The organism is Paenibacillus wuxiensis (genome assembly GCF_040195695.1).
In the GTDB taxonomy this organism is placed as follows: Bacteria; Bacillota; Bacilli; order Paenibacillales; family Paenibacillaceae; genus Paenibacillus_B; species Paenibacillus_B suaedae.
In genome coordinates this window covers 1-1071 of sequence record NZ_JBEFZI010000037.1, presented here as the reverse complement: position 1 = coordinate 1071, position 1071 = coordinate 1, and the positions used below count along the sequence as shown (strand labels likewise).

1 rRNA gene is annotated in these 1071 nt (G+C 39.5%); it reads right to left on the bottom strand.

Annotation, left to right across the window (positions count from 1 at the left end):
• Positions 1-892 precede the first annotated feature (892 nt).
• Positions 893-1009, bottom strand: a 5S ribosomal RNA gene (gene rrf / locus ABN764_RS29465).
• Between the last annotated feature and the right edge of the window lie 62 nt (positions 1010-1071).

Genomic DNA, 1071 nt, shown 5'->3' with positions numbered 1-1071 from the left:
TTCTTTTTCTCACCGCCTCATCAGCGGCGACTTTAATATCTTATCACTTCGTTCATCCGAAGTCAACAACTTTTTTTCAACTTGTTTTTAAGTTGTTTTCATTTGTTGTTGCCCACCTCTTAGTGAGGCAGGAATAATAATATACCACATACTTTAGAAATGCGCAAGCGCATTTTTGGGATACAACAGAATATCCTATACTGGATAGCCACCAAGAGAATGGTCACTGATTATTGATTAGCATCCCACAATGGCTTCAATTAGATACGGTGCTGCTAAAGACATGATAACGGACAGCTTCCCTTCTATAGATAACGACGACTCCGATATATGTTTGGGAAGTACATATTCAAAAGATACTCATATAGAACGGATATAATGACAGTCGTCTATAGGTTCAATAAATGGGAGTCTTCTAAATTGGTAGGTTCAATATATGAATCCATCAATCTTTCCCTACTACTCCAAAGGACATCGATCCTAATCAGATCAATTGTCTAAAATAATCAATTATGTTGTATTCCTTCATTGAACACAATTCACCTTTTATCCGATCTCATTGGACTATTTACAGAAATAAGCGTCAATAAGCAACGCATCATTTGAATATGTGAATAACATTGGAATTTCCATAGGAAATAATAGTGAAGCCTAGGTACTTCAGATATACCTGATAAGAGAAAATGGAGTTGTCCCCGGATATAATGAAGTATCAACAGCTTGATGTGGATGGAGTGCTATAATCTAGCAGAAATAACAACTTATACACTTGTGGATAACCAATATTGTATTGTCATTAACAGTTATCCCCGTATGAGGCTAGTAATTGTGGATGATTTGTGGACAACAAATAACCCACCGACTTATTACGGTCAGTGGGCTACTTTATTTTGCTTGGCGACGTCCTACTCTCCCGGGACCCTGCGGTCCAAGTACCATCGGCGCTGGAGGGCTTAACGGTCGTGTTCGGGATGGGTACGCGTGGAACCCCTCCGCCATCGCCACCAAACAGCATTGGCTAAAGCCAATATGAAGTTCAAGGTTTGAACCTTGAAAACTGAATGCGAAAGT